The organism is Massilia violaceinigra (assembly GCF_002752675.1).
GTDB classification, from domain to species: domain Bacteria; phylum Pseudomonadota; class Gammaproteobacteria; order Burkholderiales; family Burkholderiaceae_D; genus Telluria_A; species Telluria_A violaceinigra.
In genome coordinates this window covers 4,954,804-4,974,145 of the sequence record NZ_CP024608.1, presented here as the reverse complement: position 1 = coordinate 4,974,145, position 19,342 = coordinate 4,954,804, and the positions used below count along the sequence as shown (strand labels likewise).

Annotated in this window: 2 protein-coding genes (1 of these 2 cut by a window edge); both read right to left on the bottom strand. The window is 62.9% G+C overall.

All coding sequences use genetic code 11. From position 1 onward, the window contains the following. Positions 1 to 4,310, bottom strand: the start of a protein-coding gene (locus CR152_RS21585) for an SDR family NAD(P)-dependent oxidoreductase (RefSeq protein WP_099878356.1). It extends 9,856 nt beyond the left edge of the window; 4,310 of the gene's 14,166 nt are visible here — the first part of the coding sequence; the start codon lies at positions 4,308 to 4,310; its stop codon lies off the left edge, out of view. Then, complete coding sequence (locus CR152_RS21580) at positions 4,307 to 19,342, bottom strand: SDR family NAD(P)-dependent oxidoreductase (protein ID WP_099878353.1); 15,036 nt, start codon at positions 19,340 to 19,342, stop codon at positions 4,307 to 4,309. The genes CR152_RS21585 and CR152_RS21580 overlap by 4 nt, the downstream gene beginning before the upstream one ends.

Sequence of the window (19,342 nt, the reverse complement as noted above, 5' to 3'; positions counted from 1 at the left end):
GAACCTTCGCTGCGTGCCCGGTTGAGGGCTTGCGACAGCGATGCAATCGCCTCGCTCACAGTCGCCGCGTCGATATCGATCGAAAACACGCCCTCGCCCAGATCGAACAGGCGCACATTGCTGGTGTTCGTCGATGGCGCAGCGAGGTCCATCAACGCGAACGTCGCTTTGGGCGCCGGTGGCTGCGAAGGAACGACCACGCTGGCCTGCAGTGCGATCTGCGCCGGCTTTTTACGCAGCGGCGGCAGCATGATCGGGCCTGCTGGCGCGAGCCGGATTTCGCGAGGCCCGAGCGCCTGTGGCATGCTCACCGGTGCACTCTGGCTACCGAACACCACCCGTCCCTGGCAATAAACAGCATTGTCGGCGCCATTGTAAATCTCGGCATCGACAGCGTTGTCGTCGCGCGCGAACAGGGCGATGCCCACCTGTTGGCCAGCGGTGATCACAACGGGCTCGCCCCACACCACGTCGCCAACGTGCCACGAGCCAGCCTCAAGCCGCTTTGGCGACGCCAGTTCGACGGCGGCACGCATCATGTCCAGCACCAGTTGCGGTGGCAGCGTTTTTTGGCCTGCTTCCTCCACCAGATAGTCTTCCGACCCGGTGAAGGTCGACGTGTAGCCTTGTTCGGCCAGATTCGACGTATTGGCGTGGACCAGCGGATGGATGACCGCCGGCTGCGCCGCCGGTGCCGGCACCGGCGCCTTCGTCTGGGCCCAGTAGCGTTCTTTCGCAAACGGATACGTCGGAAGGCTCATCAGGCGCGGCGTGCGTGCCGGCTCGTTCAGCTTACCCCAGTCGACGCTCAGGCCCATGACCCACATCCCGGCCAGCTTGGCGATATTCCTGTCGGCGATCCACTGCGCGAGCGATTCCTGGAAGGTCGGATCTTCTTCGAGCTGCGAAATTTCGTCGCGATGCTGTTTGACCTGGGCACGATACACCTCCGGCCCGGTCGCCTCGCTGCGCATGAACGCTCTTAATTTGGTCGCCAAGTCACCGGCAGACGTCACCAGGAAGGCTGCACGCTCCTCCATCGCTTCGCGCCCGACCTGCAAGGTGTAAGCCAATGAGCACAGATCAATTTCGCCTTCGACCACGGCCAGCAAGGCGCTCACGCGCTGCTGCAACTGCTCCGCGGTACGTGCCGACAGCGGTACCACAACCTGCCCTTCGACGGTGGCGGTAGCCATTGCTGGTGCGCGATACTCCTCGATGATGACGTGCGCGTTCGACCCACCCGCGCCAAATGACGAAATGCCGGCAATGCGCGGCAGAATCCGGCCATCCACCTCCGGTTGCTGCCATGGCTTGAGCGTCTGATTAACCACGAACGGCGTGGCCGCGAAGTCGATGTGCGGATTGAGCTTGCTGGAGTGGAGCGACGGAACAATCGCGCCGTGCTTCATCTGCAGCAGCACCTTGGTCACGCCGGCTATGCCGGCCGCCGATTCGCAATGGCCGATGTTCGATTTGGCCGATCCGATCAGGCAGAAGCCCGCTTCGCGTCCGGGTGCCTGCACGCCCTCGTAGAACGCGCGGGTCAGCGCCGCGATCTCGATCGGGTCACCCAGTTTGGTGCCGGTTCCGTGTGCTTCTATATAGCTGACGTGACGCGGGTCGATCCCGGCTTCGGCCAGGGCGCGCCGTATCACGTCGGCCTGGGCCTGCGGATTGGGCACGGTGTAGCCGTTGGTCTTGCCGCCGTGATTGAGCGCGCTGCCGCGAATGACGCCATAGATATGGTTGCCATCGCGCTCGGCGTCGGACATGCGCTTGAGTACCGCCACGCCCACCCCTTCTCCCGGAATGTAGCCGCCACCGCCCTCGCCGAAGCTTTCGCAGTGGCCCTCGCTGGAAATGAACTGGCCGCCGCTCAGCATCGTGTATTTATTCGGATGGATGCTGACGTTCACGCCACCGGCAATCGCCAGGCTGGTGCGCCCCATACCAAGGTCCTGGCACGCCAGGTGAATCGCCGTCAGCGACGACGAGCACATGGTGTCGAGCGTCAGGCTCGGACCGTGCAGGTTCAGGAAGTACGACACGCGGTTGGCGATGCTCGCCAGGCTGCCGGAGAGATTGTATTCGCCATACATCACGCCCGCATACACGCCAACCTGGCCGTCCATGCCGCTGGCGTTGGGGATTTGCAGGCTGTCGCGGGTATAACCTGCGTCTTCGATGGCCTTCCAGGCGTATTGCAGGAACAGCCGCTCCTGCGGATCGATGCTGCTCGCCTCGCGCGGGGCAATGTTGAAAAAGCGCGGATCGAATTCGTCCACCCCTTCAATGAAACCACCCCACTTGCTGTAATGGGCGCCTTCCTTGGTGCGGTCCTCGCTATAGAATTCGCGCCAGTCCCAGCGATCTTTCGGCACTTCGACGATGCAGTCGGTCCCGTCGCGCAGGTTGCGCCAGAACGCATCCAGGTCGCGCGATTCGGGGTAGCGCCCACTGAGGCCCACAATCGCGATCGCTTCATTGACTGGCGGCGCCACTTGGGCAGGTGTGGACGCGAACGGGAAGCGCTGGCGCTGACGACGCCCGCCGGTGGGGGCCTGCACAGCGGGCTTGATCACAATCGGGCGTGTTGCGTCAAGGGCCGATGGCGTCGCGAACATCGTATTCAGCGTGTCGGCGTGCGACTCCACAAAATAGTCCGCAAGCTGGTCGATATTCTGGTATTCGAAAAACAGCGTCTTGGGCAAGGCGCCGAAGGTCGCTTCGATCTGTTTGGTCAGGCTCATGGCCAGGATCGAATCGATGCCGTAGTTTTCCAGCGCGGAGCGGGTTTCGATTCGGTGAACCGGAATTTTGAGGATGGCGGCAAATTCGGCGCGCAGGAATGCACGGGTTTTCGTCCCCAGATCGGCCGATCCGGCCACGGCGACCGGTTTGACGGCCGGTTTGTGGATCACCCGCTCGGCCGCCAGCGCGCGCTGCATGCCCGCGGTATCGCCGTGCATCACCATCAACAGGCATTGCGGCAGCGCGAGGCAGCGGTTGAACGCCTCCATGCCCTGCCCCGTAGCCAGTGAACGCAGGCCGGTCCTCTGCTGCAAGGCTTCGCTGCTGGCCGCATCGATGTGCATGCCGCCGTCCAGCCAGTGAGGCCACGCGATGGCAACGGTGCGCCCTTTGCGCTGCCCCGCGTCCACCAGGGCATTGCGGTAGCCCGCGAATTGGTCCATGAAGCCGTTGGCGGCCGTGTAGTCGGCTTGTCCGACGTTGCCCGACCACGAGGCAATCGACGAGAACAGTACAAAAAAGTCCAGGTCCATGTTCTGGCTGGCCAGGTCGAGGTGCTCCGTGCCCGCCACCTTTGGTCGCAGAACCTCGCTGAACTGCGCGGAACTTTTCTTCAGGATGAAATCGTCGCGCACGATGCCGGCGCTATGAATGATTCCATTAAGGTGACCATATTGTTCAACAATCGACGCCAGCACGCGTTCCGTACCGGCGGCATCGGCGACATCCATCTGCCGGTACTCCACCCGGCCGCTCTTCTGCAGCGCTACGAGCCTGATGCCGGCGTCCGATGAGCGCCCGGTCAGTATGACACTGGCGCCAGTGGTGGCACGCAGGATCTCCGCTGCCACCAGGGAGCCCAAACCGCCCAGTCCACCGGTGATCAGATAAACGCCATGCTCCTTGAACGCGCACGGCGTCCTGGCCGGTACGTCGACAGCGCGCCAGCGCCGTACCAGGCGGCTTTCGGCGGTGTAGTGCACTACGCGGTCTTGTGGATTACCGCGTTCGGTGCGCAGGCGGCGCGCCAGGTCACCGGCCGGAATCGCCGGACGCACCAAAACGATCTGGCCGACGATTGCCGGATTTTCCAGGGCCGCCGTATCGATCATGCCGGACAAGCCGGCGAGCATCTGCGCATCGTCGCGGTCGGCGACGACGACCTGCACGAATTGCACGCCCTGCGGTTTCGCTTCCAGAATGGTCCGAATCGTCTCGAAGCAATGGAGCGCAATATCGGCGTATGTCTGCGAGACCGTTGCGGCGACAGCGCTGACGTTACTGCAGCGGCTTCCCGGTAGCAGCGATTCCAGTTCGGCGGCGGCGATCTGCGGCAGGTCGCACAGGACAATGTGATGCTGGCCGAACGCCGACGCCTCGTCTTGCGCTGCCGCCGGGGCGGCGCAGCGCTCCCAGACGGGCGACGCCAGCAGCGTTCCCATTGCGGCGGCCTTCGTCGGCTGTTTTTTCAGCGCCTTGATCTGCTCCAGAGCCTCCTGTTGCGAAAGCTTGCCGGCTGCCAGTGCACGATAGATGTTCGTTATCTCTTGCTTCATAGGTTCCCTAACTCCACAGCTTCGTCAACGGAGATCTTGTTGCTGACAATGTCAGCCAAAATCGATTGGTAATGCGCTTCATCGAAGGAGACGGCGCTCTCCATGGGGCGTGAGGAAAAGCCCCGCATCTGCACGCAGATCTCGCCGGCCAGGTCGCACAGGTCGATATCGACCTTGACCAGGCCTGCTGATGCACCCTGCCCGCCCGCCGGGTACCGCACCCAGGCCACCATCGTCTCCACGCACGGCGATACGATGCGAAGCGATTCGAGCGCGAACGGCAGCGCGACCTTGCCGGACGCTTTAAGGAATGTGTCGATCAACGTGATCGACCCTTGCAGCGCGCTGTCCATCATGCTTGGATGGAGGATGTAGTTCTCGTCACGGCGCGCGGCCTGCGGCAAACGCAGTTCGACCAGGAGCTCGTTGTCGCCCTGATGGACCGCCACGATGCCGCGGAACGCCGGCCCATAATCGAGGCCCATGCCGGCAAAGGCCGGGTACAGCGCTCCCGCCTGCACGCTGGCGCCTGTCATTTGTGCACGCAAGCGCTGCAAGTCGAGCGGCTGCACGGCGCCCTGCTCGCCCATTGCGTAGCTGCCCTGGCAATGCAGCACTTCCTCGTAGCCGTCACCGGCCTCGCTGTAGACTTCAAAGGCGACCTGCTCGCCGTGATCGGAGAACACGGCAATCGTTACGCTTTTTGGCTCGGTGACGATGATCGGCTGTGCCCATGCCACGTGGCGCAGTTCGAGTTGGCCGACTGCTTTTTCCGCAGGCATCGCATCCATCAGGGCCGCACGCGCCATCTCCAGGTAGGCTACCGCCGGCAGCAGCGGCTGGCCGCCGACCCGATGATCGGCCAGGAAGAATTCGTCGCTATTAAAGGTGCTGGTGTAGCTTTGCTGGTTCAGGTCCGACGTATTGCGATGCAGGAGCGGATGCAGCACAGCCACCGCGCTGGCCGGTGCGGCGCTCTTGCGCGACCCGGTTCCATCAACCCAGCAGCGCTCTTTGGCAAATGGGTAGGTCGGAAGCGTCATGCGACGCGGGGTGGCGTTGGTGTGCAGCTTGTGCCAGTCCAGTTCAAAGCCCTTGACCCACAGGTCCGCGACCTTGGACAGATTCTTGCGCGTGATCCAGCTCTCGATCACGGTGCGCATCTCCGGATCGGCGGCGAAGGCGGACAAAGTTTCGTCGCCCTGCGATGCCTGGCCGCGATACACGTCGGCGATCTGGCGTTCCCCATCCAACACTGCCTGGAGCTTCCCGGCCAGTTGCGCGACCGAGTCGACGACCAGCACCAAGCGGTGGTCCATTTCATCGCGGCCGGCCTGCAAGGTGTAGGCCAGGCTGGCCAGATCGACCGTTTGTTCCTGGTGACTGATGAATGTCAGCAGATCGCGCACTTTTTGCTGCAATTGCTCGGTTGCCTTGGCCGACAGTGGCACCAGCACCTTGTTCTCCGGCGTTTGCGTGCGATGGGCCGACGGCGACGACGCCATGTGCTCCTCGATCACCACATGGGCATTGGTGCCGCTGAAGCCGAAGGAACTCACCGTTGCCATGCGCGGAGAATCGCTGATCCAGTCGCGGTACTCGGTATTGACGTAGAAAGGCGACCTGTCGAATTCGATGTGCGGATTCGGCTGGCTGTAATGAAGCGACGGCACCAGCTTGCGATGTTTGATGCACAGCAGGACCTTGACGATACCCGCCACGCCAGCGGCAAAGCCGGCGTGGCCGATATTACTCTTGACCGAGCCGAGTGCGCAGTAGCGCACGTCGCCCGCCGGTTTGCCGAACACCGATGCCAGGGCATTGACCTCGATCGGGTCGCCCAGCGCTGTGGCTGTGCCATGCGCCTCGACATAGCTGATGCGCTTCGGATCGATGTCGAACCGGCTGTAGATCTGGCGCAGCAGCTGTTCCTGGGCCCGGGAGCTCGGCGCGGTGATGCCGTTGGTCTTGCCATCCTGGTTGGTACCGGAACCCTGGATCACGCCGAGAATGTTATCGTTATCACGCTGCGCTTCGGACAAGGCCTTGAGCAGCACGACCCCGCAGCCTTCCGAGAATACGATGCCGTTGGCCGATGCGTCGAACGCGGCGCAGCGGCCGTCGCGTGATGGCATGCCTACTTGCGAGGTCAGTATGTGGCCAAGCGGCGTTGCAAGCACGTTGACGCCGCCCGCCAGCGCGAGCTGGGTTTCGCCGCTGCGGATACTGGCGCAGGCCAGGTGCACCGCCACCAGCGACGACGAACAGGCCGTGTCGAGCGCCAGGGCCGGACCCTTCAGGTTTAGGTGATAGGAAATGCGTGCGGCGAGGATCGCGTTGGAGGTGCCCATGAACGCGGCGCCTGCCGTATCCTGGCCATCGTCGGCCAGCACCCTTGCGTAGTCGCCAGTGGAGCAACCCACATAGACGCCGCAGACCTTGTTGGACAACGAGCCTGGCGCGTAGCCTGCGCTCTCGATCGTTTTCCAGCATTCTTCCAGGAAGATGCGCTGCTGCGGATCGATCAATTCCGCCTCTGCTGGCGAAATACCGAAAAACAGCGAGTCGAAGGTGTCGATATTGTCCAGGAAGCCGCCCCACTTCGAATACGAGGTGTGCGGATGGCGCGGGTCCGGGTTGTACCAGTCCGGATAGGCGCTCCAACGCTCCGCGGGCACCTCGGTGACGCAATGCGTACCGGATTTGATGTTCTCCCACAGCGCTTCGACGTTCTCGCTCATCGGATAACGGCACGACATGCCGATGATGGCGACCTTCTCTTCGGCCATGCCGACAACTGCCGGCGGTAGCGACACGGTGGTTTGCTGTTCGATAGCCTTGCGCGCTACTCGGCGCAAGCTGATCGCATCGATGACGACAACCGCCTTACCGGCGCCGTCGACCATCTCCACATAGAATTCAAACGCATCGCGCTCGATATTGCGCACCTCCGCATAGCAGCGGTAGTCAAGCCCATCGAGCGGGCCGTGCACCGCGATTTGACCGATCCGGTACGGAAGGAACTGGTCGTCGCTTGCGCCGAAGCGTTGAGCGGCAAGGTGCGCACCGTAGTTGATCACGGTGCACAGGGCGCCGTACAAGGCGAACGGATTCGCCGTGAACGCAAAATCGTGACGTGCGACCTTGATCAGCCCCAGCGCTGCCGACGCGCCGAAACGCAGCGATTGCAGCGGAGCGTAGTAAGTTCCGGCATTGGTCGCGATGTCGCCATGATCGAGCGTCTTTTCGACTGCGAATCCATCGTCGAAGCGGCTTGCCAGAGGTGCGGACGCAATCGCGATGAAGCCCTGCATATGCAACTTGTCGTTGCCGAAGTCAGGTGAGGTGCTCGACTTGACGAAGAACTGCAACTCGTCGCCAGCGCGCCGGAATACGACCTTGATGTGGTTTTTTCTCCCCTGCGCGCCCACCATCGGATTAACAATGACGAGGTTCTTCAGTGTGACATCGGTGCAGGCGAAGTAGGTTTTGCAGGCTGCCAGAACGATTTCGAGATAGGCATCCGTCGGCAGCAGGTGCGCGCCGAAGACGACATGCTCTTTGAGCGACACGTTGGTCGCCGGGTCAATCACCAGGCGCACTGCAAACTCGCCATCCGCGGCGAAATCGCCCTCGCCATCGCCGCAGTAGAAGTACAGGTCCTTGAATCGCCGGGCGAACTTGGGTTCAAAGCGGATTGTCGCTGGCCCGGCAACGCGAACGGGCGGCGCCGCGATCACAGGAACAGCCACCACCGGAGCGACGACAGTCATTTCTCCGCCGAGGAAGGCGGCCAGCTCCTTGACGCTCGGGTAATCGTAAACCCGCGTCGCACCGATGTTCGTGCCGTACTGTTTGTTGATGTTCTTGACCCACTCGACGCCGATGATCGAATCGAGACCGAGTTCGGTGAACGGCTTGTCGACATCTATATCGGACGGCTGCATGAACAACGCTTCCGCGAGGCTGATCTTCAACTGCTGCTGCAGTCCGTCACGCGGGACTGGCGCTATCGCCGGCACTACTAGCGGTTCTGCCGCGCCGAGCTGCGTCTGGAGAAAATCGGCCAGCTCGGTCACGCTCGGATAATCGTAGACGCGTGTCGCCGATAGCGCCGTGCCAAACTGCTTGTTAACCGCCTTCATCCATTCGACACCGATTATCGAGTCGAGCCCCAGATCGGTGAACGACTTGCGCACATCCACATCGGATGGGGTCATGAACAAGGCTTCCGCCAGACTCGTTTTGAGCTGCTGGCGCACCTGTTCGGCCGGAATGGATACCTCGCGCACTTGAACGACGGGCGCCGGCGGCGCGATGACAGGGGCCACTATCGACGTAGCGACAGGCGCTTCATCCACTGCGTCGATCCAGAAACGCTCCTTGGCAAACGGATATCCGGGCAATCCCATGCGCCGTGGCGGGGTTTGGTGGAAACCGGTCCAGTCGAGCGCCATGCCCTTGACCCACAGCTCCGCCAGACGAGGCAATTCCTTCTTGGCGATCCACTTGCCGATCATGGTCTGGAAGTCGCTGTCCGCACTCATTGCCATCAGCGTGTCCTTGTTCCCGCTTACTTGGCCGCGATAGACCTGCGCGCCATCGAACGCGGCGAGCGCCTTTTCAAGCTCGTCGACGGTGCCGACAACGACAGCGGCACGTTCATTACTCTCTTCCCGGCCCACTTGCAATGTGTACGCAAGGCTGACAAGATCCAGGTTAGCAGCGCCCTGGGAACGGATAAACGCCAGCAGTTCGGCAGCCTTGCGCTGCAACTGCTCCGGTATGCGAGCCGACAGCGGCACGATGACAGGCGTGCTGATCGCGCCGCTCTGGCGCGCGGCCACGTATTCCGCGACCACCACGTGCGCGTTGGTTCCGCTGAAGCCGAACGAATTGATTGCGGCCCGCCGTGGTTCGCTGCCGTTGCGCTTCCACTCACGCAGCTGGTCGTTGACGAAGAATGGCGAGTCCTTCAGCGAGATATGTTTGTTCAATTTGCTGAAATTGATCGTCGGCGGCAGCTTCTCGTGCTTGAGCGCGAGCAGTACCTTGAGCAGGCCCGAGACGCCGGCAGCGGTCAGGCAGTGGCCGACATTGCTCTTCACCGAGCCCAGTGCGCAGTAGTCTTTGTTGGTGGTGAATCTGGCGAACGACGCCTTGAGCCCCGCTACTTCGATCGGATCGCCCAGCGGCGTGCCGGTGCCGTGCGCCTCGATCAGCCCAATGCCGACCGGATCGATACCGAACTTGGTGTAGACATCGTTCTGCAATCGCGTCTGCGAATCGGCGTTTGGCGCGGTGATGCCATTGGTCTTGCCGTCCTGGTTGACGCCCCACCCTTCGATCACGCCGTAGATACAGTCGCCGTCGCGCTCCGCATCGGCCAAGCGTTTGAGCATCACGACACCGACGCCTTCGCCGTTGGCGATACCGTTGGCGCGTTCGTCAAAGGTGAAGCAACGGCCCTGCGGCGACAGCATGCCGACCTGGGACGTCATGATCTGCATCGACGGGCCGGCCATGACGTTCACGCCACCGGCAAGCGCAATGTCGCTGCCGCCGGAAACCAGGCTGTCGCAGGCAGTGGCGACCGCCACCAGCGACGACGAGCAAGCGGTGTCGATTGGCAGGCTAGGTCCGTGCAGGTCCAGCAAGTAGGAGATGCGTGCGGGGAGGATCGATGGCGACGCCCCCGTGAATCCCTGGCCGCTGAGCCTTTCGCGGGTCGACAGCTGGTGGTAATCGCCCGCGTAGCATCCGGCGAACACGCCGCACTTGCTGCCGCCGAGCGATTTCGGGTTGTAGCCGGCATGCTCGATGGTGTGCCAGCAGGTTTGCAGGAACATCCGCTGCTGCGGGTCCATGCTTTTGGCCTCGCGCGGGGAAATGTTGAAGAACGCCGCGTCGAAGAGGTCGAATTCGCTGAGAGCGCCCATCCAGCGGCTGTAGGTCTTGCCCGGTTTGGCGTCGCCGGCCTGGAAGTACTGGTCGATATCGTAGCGGTGTTTCGGAATTTCGTCGATGCAGTCCCTGCCCTGCGCGATGTTCTGCCAGTACTCTTCCAGATTGTTCGATTTGGCGAACTGGCCGGCCATGCCGATGATGGCGATTGACTGCGTGTTCCGGACGATTGGAACATCGGCCGCCTTCGCAAGGCCTGGCTGGCGCCACGACGTGAGCGCGGCCGGTGCCGTGACTGCGGCTTGCTCTGGAACTGCAACTACCGTGCCCGCAAGGCCGGCTTCCTCGGCCACAAAACCGCTCAGTGCCGCCAGCGTCGGATAGCTGTAAACCTTGATCGCCTCAATCGCGGTACCGTAGGTGTCGTTGATTCTGCGGATCCATGTCACGCCGGTGATCGAATCTAAGCCAAGGTCGACGAACTGTTCGTCCTCCGATATCTCGTGCTCCTGCATGCGCAGTTCGTGCGCCAGCATGGTCTTGAGATTGGCGGTGACAGCGGCAATGTCCGCCGCGCCGGCCGGTGCCGCTGCCGCAGTGGTGCGCTGTGCCGGCGTATCGGTGCCGAAGCGGCTTTGGATGCGCGCCAGCGTGTCTGCCTGGCCGACAAACGTCAGTTCGTGCATCGCCAGTTCGCGCGAAAGCGTATCCGCCAGCGAGACTTGCTGCGCTTCGGACCAGTAGCGTTTGACCGCCACCAGAAGCGAGCGTGGACTTTGCGCGATGCGATGCGCCATTGCCAGTGCCGCAGGCAGCACCTGCTCGCGTGCCAGCGCCGGGTTGCGCATACCGCGTTCCTTGAGCTCCCCACCTGCGAATTCGCGGGCGGTCAGCAAGGTTTCACGGGCCAGGTCGTAGCCGATTTTGGCCGGGAACATCTGCGTGGACCCGGCGCCGGGCGTGAAGCCGTAGCCCATGTAGGGGCTGACGTAGCGGCTTTCGTCACTGAAAAGCGCAAAGTCTGCGTACATACCCATTGCCCAGCCGGCGCCGATGCCGTGGCCCTGCATCGCGGCGATGACCGGTACGGTGCACAGCAATGGAAGCTGGAACACCAGATTGTCGGTAAATTTGGCCCGGCCTTCGTGAATCGCCAGCAGCGTATCCTGGGTGCCGCCGGACGAAAAGTAGTTGTCGTAGCCAGTCAGCAGCACGACCTTGTACGCGCCGCTGGCCTCCACGTGAGCGAATACTTCGCGCATGCCGCTTGAAAAGGCATCCGAGAACATGTTCTTCGCGTCACGGTCCGCCATGCGCACTTCCAGTACGCCGTCCGGATGCGCCGTTGCCGTGATGACTGTCGATGCGAGCCTGAGTGCCGTTACGGGCGAAGCCACGTCGCGTTCATCAACGCTGAACGGGCCCGCAGCGTCGAGGAAGGCGGCGGTGCGCTGCTTCCATACCCCGAGTACGGCTGCCGGGAATGCAGCTATCGCCTCGGCCATCTTCAGCGCAGCGGCAAGTACCTGATCGGCGGGCACAACGTGAGGAACACCAAACTGCGTACGCAACTCGGCACCCGACGCTGCGGCACCGGCCATCAGGAACTGCTTTGCGGTGTCGTCGCCGAAGCGCAGTGAGGCCAGCGCAGGCAGATATGCATTTTGCAGCGGGGCCGCGTAGCTACCCTGCTCGCTGTAGACGCACGCGTCGCAGTATTGGGCGAGCAGCCAGCTGGCACCATTGGCGTCGCCGATCAAAGCTCCAACCACCGGCACGCTCGCGCCCAGGATCACGCTTCTGATCGCGTCCTCGCTCGCTCCCGGAGGAAACTGTGGCAGTTCGCTGGTCAGGACCACGCAGCGGCAGGTTGTCGCTTGCAGAACCTTGGCCAGGCCGTCCAGCAGGCCATCGGCACTGCGGATTGTCACAATCAGTACACGGTCGCCGTGCAACGCAAGATGCAGGGCGTCGGATGGCGCTTCAAGCCCGGTATTTTTCGCGGTGACTGGCGCAAACCAGGCATCGGCGACAGCAGGAAGAGCGTGAACAGCGCTGGTGTTCGCGCGTGCAAGGTGCTTTTTCAGAAGGCGCAATGCGGTCTGCGACTTCGTCGCCAGATTTACTGCCAATGCCCGGGCCACGTCTTCCACTGTATCGGATGGCACGATTGGGCAGGTCCAGCCCTTGGCTTTAAGGTCGGCGCCGATGGAGCTAGCGCTCAGGTACAGGAAATCGTTAGCCTGCACGCGGCCGAAGCGTTCGATCAGCAGGTCTTCGGCGGCCGATGGATACAACCCATCCGCCGGCTGCGCAAAGGCATAGCGTGCCGACTCGCTGCACACCACAAAGTCGCATACGGCGGCCAGCAGGAAGCCTGCGCCGGTTGTATCGCCCTGCGCGACTGCAATGACCGGATACGGAAATTCGGCCACTGCCTTGTACAAGCCCGCATCGACGGCTTGCCGATGCTGCGCGAGCCCGCCGGAAAGAAATGATTGGGCGCCGCCTTCGATAGTCAGCGCTTTTGCCGTCGGCGCGTCCGCAACGGTGCGCATGGCGCCCAGGAGGTCGCCGATCAGTGCTGGCGACAGGCTGCTCTCGGCAACCCGGATCGTAAAGACGCCGTCACCTAGTTCGAACAGGCTGACCAGCGATTCGGATCGCGCCGGTGCCGGGGCATTGAACGCGCTTCCCGATAGCGAAATGCGCGGCTTGGCCACGTTGCGGTGCGTGTCGGCCACGGCTGCATCCGGCATGCGCAAGGTGATGCTGCGCTTGGGCTTTTCCTGCAGCCGATTGTCGAAGCTGACCTGGACCAGCCGTACCGGCGCGGGCATCTGGACAGCCGGTGCATCGCTCCACGCCGCGCGTCCCTGGAAGTGCACGACATCGTCACTGTAAATCTCGAACGCCACTTGATCGCCGCGTTTGTCGAACAAGGCGATGGTGACCGGAAGGCCACCGGCGTCAAGCGGCTGGACAAAGGCGACGTCGCTCAATTCCAGAGTCATCGATGCAGACCGTGCAGGCATTGACAGTGCAATGGCGGCGCGCGCCATGTCCAGGCACGTTTCGCGGGTCAACTGATGCTCGAAAGTCGATGTATAGCTCTGCTGCTTGAAGTCCGAGGTGTTCGCGTGCAGCAGCGGATGCAGCGCGGATTGCAGTTTCGCCGCGCGCGGTGCAACCTCGACCCAGTGGCGCTGGCGCGCGAACGGGTACGTCGGCAGGCTGACCAGCGATGGCTGGGTGGTATGGAAGCCGGCCCAATCGAGATCCATCCCCTTGGTCCACTGGTCTGCCAGCGCCGCCATGGACGAATGGTCCACAACAGCAGCCCGGCCATCGACATACGCTTGCAGCCGCTCGACCAATGCGGCGGCCGAATCGGCGACGACAGCGAAGCGCTGGCCCATCGCTTCGCGTCCCGCACCAAGGGTGTAGGCAATGGACGCCAGCGGCAGCGCGCCCCCGTTGGTGCGCATGAACTCAAGCAGGTCGCGTGCTTTTTCGCCCAGTTGGTCGGCGGTGCGTGCCGAGAGAGGGAAAATCATCATCGCATCCGGCTGCGTGGCCGAAGCGACCGGCACATACTCCTCGACGATCACGTGCGCGTTCGAGCCGCCGGCACCGAACGACGAAATGCCGGCGATGCGCGCCACCTGCTTGCCCTCCACTACCGGCTGCTCCCACGCCGTGAGTGTCTGGTTGACCACGAACGGCGTGCTGGCGAAATCGATATGGGGATTGAGGCGCGTCGAATGCAGCGACGGCACGATCTGCCTGTGCTTCATTTGCAGTAGAACCTTGGTCAGCCCGGCGATCCCGGCTGCCGCCTCGCAATGGCCGATGTTCGACTTGGCCGATCCGATCAGGCAGAAGCCCGTGTCCTGGGTACTCTCCTGGAACACCCGGCTCAGGGCCGCGATCTCGATCGGGTCGCCCAGTTTGGTGCCGGTGCCGTGCGCCTCGATGTAGCTGATGTGGCGCGGCTCTACCCCGGCCTGCGCCAGCGCATGGCGAATCGCGCTGGCCTGTGCCTGCGGATTGGGCACGGTGTAGCCATTGGTCCGGCCGCCGTGGCTCAGCGCACTGGCGCGGATGATCCCGTAAATATGGTTGCCGTCGCGCTGTGCATCGGCCAGCCGCTTGAGCACCACCACGCCAACGCCCTCGCCCGGAATATAGCCGTCCCCACCCTCACCGAAACTCTGGCAATGGCCGTCGCCGGAGATGAACTGGCCGGCGCTGAGCATCAGGTATTTGTTCGGGTGAATGGTGACATTCACGCCACCGGCGATGCCCACCGGCGTGCGGCCAAGCTTCAGGTCCTGGCACGCGAGGTGAATGGCAGTCAGCGACGACGAGCACATGGTGTCCACCGCCATGCTCGGGCCGTGCAGGTTCAGCGCGTACGACACGCGGTTTGCGATGCTCGCCAGGTTACTGGCCATGCCCATGCGGGCACCCTGCATGCTCGCTTCGGCACCAAACAGCTGGTATTCGCCGTACATCACGCCCGCGTACACGCCGACCTGGCCCGGCAGGTCGCTCCCGTTCGGGCTTTGCAGCGAGGCGCGCGTGTAGCCGGCGTCCTCGATCGCCATCCAGGCGTGTTCCAGGAACAGGCGTTCCTGCGGATCGATGGTTTCCGCTTCCAGCGGCGAAATATTGAAGAAGCGCGCGTCGAATTCGTCCACGCCTTCGATGAAGCCGCCCCATTTGCTGAAATGGTGGCCTTTTTTGGTACGGTCTTCGGTGTAGTACTCGCGCCAGTTCCAGCGATCTTTCGGCACTTCGACGATGCAGTCCTTCCCATCGCGCAGATTGTCCCAGAACGCGTGCAGGTCGCGCGCTTCAGGGTAGCGGCCGCTCAGGCCCACGATGGCGATGGCGTCATGTTCGGGGGCACGCGCTTTTTTAGCGGCGCGGTTGCGGATGCTGAACGTCGATTCCTGTTCCGGCGCCACGCCCAATGGCGGCGTTGCCGCACCCGAGAACAGCGTGGCCAACACGGGCGCATGCGCCTTGACGAAGTAGTCAGCCAGTTCGCGGATGTTCAGATATTCGAAGAACAGGGTTTTCGGCAACGCGCCGAAGCTGTTTTCCAGCACGCGCGTCAGGTCCAGCGCCAGGATCGAATCGATGCCGTAGTCGCCAAGCGGTACACGCGGATCGACTTTGTCCGCAGGGAGCTTCAGCAAGCCTGCCAGCTGCGTGCACAGGAAGGCTTCGCATTGCTCCGACAAGCCGCCCACCATCATGGCCGGCGAAGCCGTGTCCGCGCCCATCGGAGCGACGTGCAGCGCGGCACCAACGCCGAGAGTGCGCTGCATGGCATTCAGGTTTCCTTCCATGACCACCGTGTGATCGACATCCAGCGCGAGACTGCGGTAGAACATGCGCATACCGGTGCTTGACCGCATAGGATGGATGCCGGTCGCTTCGTATAGCTGGTCGCGCGCTGCGGCGTCGATCTGCATGCCGCCGTCCTCCCACAGCGGCCAGCCGATTGCCACGGTTCTGCCGCGCCGGCGACCGGCCGCAAACTCGTTCAGGAAGCCGTTGGCTGCCGCGTAATCGGCCTGACCCAGGTTGCCCACCGCGGCCGTCAACGACGAGAACAGGATCAGGAAATCGAGATCAAGGTCGCGCGTTGCGTGGTCCAGATGGACAGTGCCGGCCACTTTCGGCCCGAGCACCTGGCGAAATTGCTGCGACGTCTTCTTGAGGATGAAGGCGTCGGCGGTCATGCCGGCGCTATGGATGATGCCATTGAGCTGACGGTGCTCAGTGCGGACCGCCGTAATCAGCTCGGCGACCTGCGCTGCATCTTCCAGATCGACTTGACGATATTCGATGCGCGCCCCACCTGCCTGAAGCGCCGCCAGGACCGCCTGTTTATCGCCAAGCTCCGCCAACGCGGCGCGGCCGGTGAGGACAATGGTCGCCGTCGCGCAGCAAGCCAGGATCTCTTTTGCGAACAGCACGCCCAGGCCACCAAGCCCGCCGGTGATCAGGTACACGCCATGATCCTTGAACGGGCTTTCGGCGGGTGCGTCGTCGGGCAGAAAGCGCCATCCGGACGTGTGGCGGGCACCGCGTTCGTATTTGATCAGCGTATCGTGCGGGTGGGCGCGTTCGGCCAGCAGCAAGGCTGCCAGATCGTCGGTACCCACTCCGGCATCGACCAGTACAATCTGCCCGGCGACCTGCGGGTTTTCCAGCGTAGCCGTCTTGAACATGCCGGCCAGGCCGGCGTACATGGCGTTTTCCTCGGAGTTCGGCAGCACGAGCTGCAAGACGGTCTTCCCCGTTGGCTTGCTGTTGACGAGCGACTGGAGCTTGTCGAAACAGGCCAGCGCAAGGTCGGCATAGCGCGCGGCGACGTCTTTATCTGATTCCAGCGGCAGCGGCAGGCAGTCGCGCGCGATCTTGTCGGCGTCGATTTGCGGCAGGCCGCACAAGAGAACATGCTGTTCGGCGAGCGCCGCCTGGCCCTGCGTCACGTCGTTCTGCTGCCATTCGCGCGCGGCCAGCAGGCTGCCCAGCACTTCGCGGCCCAATGGACGCGGCGAAAACCCGCGGATACGCACGCACAGCTTACCGTCGGCGTCGAGCATGTCGATATCGAAGCTGGCCGCCTTGTCGCCGTCCGCATGGCGCGCCCAGACCAGCATCTCGCTGGTGCACGGGGCGACCAGCTGCACGCTGTCGATTGCGAACGGCACGATTGGCGCACGTGGCGGGTTGGCGGGGTCGAACATCAGCACCGTGGCAGCTTGCAGGGCACCGTCCATCAGGCTCGGATGCAGCACGTAGGCCGCGCCGCCCGCCTGCACGCTGGCCGGCAGGTTCAAACGCGCGAGCAAGGCCCGGTCGCCGCGCTCAATGCTGGCGATTGGCCGGTGTGCCGGCCCGTAGGCCAGCCCCATTTTCTCGAACGCTGCGTACAAGGCCGCCCCGGACCAGTGGCCCTGCCCCATCGATTCCTTCAACTGCGCGGGGTCGAAGCGTTCGGCCGCGGTGTCGGTGCTGAACTGGCACCAGCCCTGGCAGTGAATCTGGTCATCCGAGGTGTAGACCTCGAACTCGATGCGCTGATCCGCCACGATGGCGATGTTGACCTGCGTGTCTGCGTCGACCGGGATGGGACGCAGCCAGACGATGTCGCGCAGTTCCAGCACGCTCGCATCGGCGTGGACAGGAGCCGCCTGCTCGATGGCGGCGCGCGCCATTTCGAGGTAGGCAACCGCCGGCAGCACCTTCTGCAGTGCCGAGGCGCCCGGTTTGGTGCGCACCAGATGGTCTTTAAGGAAGAATTCTTCGCCGTTGAAAGTCGAGCTGTACTTTTGCTCGTTCAGGTCGGACTTGTTTACGTGCAGCAGTGGATGCAGCATCGCCGCAGCCGGAACGGTACCAACAGTATCGATCCAACAGCGCTCCTTGGCGAACGCGTAGGTCGGCAGGCTGATGCGCTTGCGCTTGGCGCTACCATTGAGTGCATGCCAGTCGATGTCGGCGCCGCCTACCCATGAAGCGGCGAGTTCGCCTTCGGGCAGGCTGACCGGCTCGCCGTCGAGGAAAGCGGCCAGACTTAGCTTGAGTTCGTCAACCGTGGCGACCGTGAATGCCGCACGCACGTCCATTGCTTCGCGTCCGGTCTGTAACGTGTAGGCCAGGTCAGCAAGGTCAACCACGCGGCCGGTTGCGAGAAAATCGGCCAGTTTTTGCACTTGGCTGCGCAGACTCAAGGACGATTTTGCCGACAGCGGAACCACGACGGGGCCGCTGGCGACTTTCCTGGCGGTGCGTTTTGGGGCAACGTAGTTTTCGATAATCACGAATGCGTTGGTCCCGCCCACGCCCAGGCTGTTGACTGCCGCCCGGCGCGGCTTGCCGCCATCCATCCACTGCTGCACGTCGCCGTTGATAAAGAACGGCGTGTTGTCGAACTTAATGCGGGGATTTGGGGTCGAATAGTGTGCGGTCGGAGGAATGAGGCCATGCTTGACCGCCAGCACTGCCTTGATGAAGCCGGCAATTCCGGCGGCAGCTTCCAGGTGGCCAATGTTGGCTTTCACGGCGCCCAGCGCGCAAAACGCTTTCTTGTCGGTCTGTTCCTTGAACGCGGCAGAGAGGGCCTTGACCTCTTCCGGGTCGCCCATGAGCGTGCCGGTGCCGTGCGATTCGACGAAGCTGATGGAACCGGCGTCCACGTCGGCCTTGGCCAGCGCCGCGCGCACGCAGGCGATTTGCCCCTTGGCGCTGCTGGCGGCATAGCTCATCTTGCCTTTGCCATCGTTCATGATGGCCGAGCCCTTGATGACGGCGTAAATATGGTCGCCGTCGGCGATCGCATCCGCCAACCGCTTGACCAGTACCAGGCCCAGGCCGCTGCCGAACACCACGCCATCGGCCGCCTCGTCAAACGCGCTGATTCTCCCCGAGCGCGAGAAAATGTAGCCTTCTTTATAGTGATACCCCTGCACATGCGGCACCCGCACGGTGACGCCGCCGGCAAGTGCCATAGCGCATTCGCCGTTGAGCACGCTCTGGCAAGCCTGATGCAGCGCTACCAGCGAGGTCGAGCACGCGGTTTGCACCGTCATGCTCGGGCCGGTCAGGTTCAGCTTGTACGAAATATAGGTTGCAAGGAAATCCTTGTCGTTGCCCAGGTGCGTAGAGCCCGCCGTGATCTTCTTGAAGCGCTCGTCCACGTTGACGAAATTGGCAAAATAGCTGGTCGTGACCCCGCCCGCGCCGGCAAACACGCCGATGTTCTGGGCCTCCTTGCGGGCGTGGCCGGCATCTTCCAGCGTTTCCCACGCGCATTGCAGCAGCAGGCGGATCTGCGGATCCATCAGCTCCGCTTCCAGCGGCGAGATCTTGAAGAAGCCGGGATCGAACATTTCCACATCGTCCAGCAGCGCCGATGCTTTCACGTAGGCACTGTCGGCGATATCGCGCTCGGGCACGCCGGCGCTTCTCAGCTCTTCGTCGGATAGCGCGCGAATGCTCTCCTTTTTCGCGCAGATGTTCTCCCAGAACTCGGCAACACTATTGGCACCGGGGAATTTCCCCGACATCCCGATAACGGCAACACGTTGGTCCTTGATATTCAT